This is a genomic window from Winogradskyella eximia, assembly GCF_003386165.1.
Lineage (GTDB): Bacteria > Bacteroidota > Bacteroidia > Flavobacteriales > Flavobacteriaceae > Winogradskyella > Winogradskyella eximia.
The window spans coordinates 1-2113 of sequence record NZ_QRDV01000023.1; the positions used below are offsets into that span (position 1 = coordinate 1).

General features: G+C 31.6%; 2 protein-coding genes. Both read left to right on the forward strand.

Translation table 11 applies throughout. The annotated features are described in order from the left end of the window. Nucleotides 1-321: 321 nt before the first annotated feature. Nucleotides 322-1107 (forward strand): indole-3-glycerol phosphate synthase TrpC, encoded by a 786-nt coding sequence (gene trpC, locus DFQ10_RS18400; protein ID WP_115818915.1) that lies wholly within the window; start codon nt 322-324, stop codon nt 1105-1107. Between the two features lie 308 nt (nt 1108-1415). Further along, on the forward strand, nt 1416-2036 hold the full coding sequence (locus tag DFQ10_RS18405) for a phosphoribosylanthranilate isomerase (protein WP_115818916.1): 621 nt from the start codon (nt 1416-1418) through the stop codon (nt 2034-2036). Nucleotides 2037-2113: the final 77 nt, after the last annotated feature.

The following is a 2113-nucleotide window of genomic DNA, read 5'->3' on the forward strand; positions in this document are numbered from 1 at the left end:
GTTAGCAGTTAGCAGTTAGCAGTTAGCAGTTAGCAGTTAGCAGTTAGCAGTTAGCAGTTAGCAAAAAATGAAAAACAAATTGGGATAAAAACAAGATTTAGTAAATATGAATGTCCCAAATTTCGACATAGTCGGAAAACATCAAAATTCAGAAATAATGAACGAAAGAACGAAGATGCAAGGCGAAGCCTTAAGCACGAAGTTCTGAAAGAGAATGTTGCTTTAGCAATTTCCTAATTTTGATTGTGATTTTTTGGTTCGTTTTGTATCAAGACAAAATGAACATATAAATAAAAAACACCTGCTTTTGCAGGCACGAGTATGAATATATTAGACAAAATAGTAATAGACAAACGTAAAGAAGTTGATTTACGTAAATCTTTAATTCCGGTGCGTCAATTAGAGCAATCTGTTTTATTTGAGCGTATTACAAACTCTCTAGCTCAAAACTTAAGAGTAAGCACCTCTGGAATTATAGCAGAGCACAAAAGACGCTCACCATCAAAATCCGTAATTAATCAAGATTTAAATGTTCAAGATGTGGCTAGCGGTTATGAAAACGCAGGAGTTTGTGGCATGTCTGTTTTAACAGATGTAAAATATTTTGGAGGAGCTATTGACGATTTATTAATAGCAAGAGCAAGTTCTAACTTACCGCTTTTAAGAAAAGAATTTATAATAGATGAATATCAAATCTTAGAAGCTAAAGCTTATGGCGCAGATGTGATTTTACTAATTGCAGCCATATTAACTAGAGAAGAAATAAAACGATTTTCCGAATTAGCAAAAAGCTTTAACCTCGATGTTTTATTAGAAGTACACAACGAAGAAGAATTACAAAAATCCATTATGCCTTCATTAGATATGTTAGGTGTAAACAACAGAAATTTAAAAACTTTTGAAGTCAGTTTAGAAACTTCAAAACAATTGAGTCAACTTATTCCTAATGATTTTGTAAAAGTATCGGAAAGTGGCATCAGTTCAATTGAAGCGATTAAAGAATTACAACCATTTGGATACAAAGGATTTTTAATAGGTGAAAACTTTATGAAAACGGATAATCCTGGCGAGAGTGCTAAAAGTTTTATTAATAAATTAAATGAATAATAAGTTAGAATTTAAAACAACCTATAATAAATACTAATGTCCCAAATTTCGACCTAGTCGAAAACAACGATTTTTAGAAATAATGAGAGAAGAAGCGGAACTGCGAAGCGAAGCTTCAAGCATGCAGCTTCGATAGCGAATGGTGCTTTAGCAATTTCCTTATAAATCGTTTTGAATTTTTGGTTCGTTTTGTTTCAAGACAAAATGAACAGATATAATAAACCAATAATTAAAAATATTCCTGTCAATCTTGGAATAAATCTTAAAAAAAGAATGCGTGAAGAGATTCCCGCTTTCGCGAGAATATGATGAAACTAAAAATCTGCGGAATGAAATATAAAGATAATATAGAAGCTGTTGCAAAACTGCAGCCAGACTATTTGGGCTTTATTTTCTACGATAAATCTGCGAGATATTTTGAATCAACAATACCAGAAATACCAAAATCAATAAAAAAGGTTGGAGTTTTTGTAGATGAAACAATAGAAATTGTAAACGAAACAATTAAGACATTTAATTTGCAAGCCGTTCAACTTCATGGAAATGAATCACCAGAATATTGTAAAGAAATATGTCATGTAGAAGTGATTAAAGTATTCAGTATTAAAGATGAATTTAATTTTGATGTTCTTCAACCTTACGAAAAAGCTTGCGATTACTTTTTATTCGATACTAAAGGCAAATTACCAGGAGGCAATGGTTACACATTCAATTGGAATGTACTTAAAAACTACCCTTCAACTAAACCCTATTTTTTAAGTGGAGGAATTGGGATAGATGCTATTGAAAAAATAAAAGAATTCAAAAAAAGTTCAGCTTCAAAATATTGTTACGCATTAGACGTGAACAGTAAATTTGAAATAGAACCTGGATTGAAAAATATTAAGGAATTGAACACGTTTAAAAACAAATTAGCAGTTAGCAGTTAGCAGTTAGCAGTTAGCAGTTAGCAGTTAGCAGTTAGCAGTTAGCAGTTAGCAGTTAGCAGTTAGCAGTTAGCAAAAAA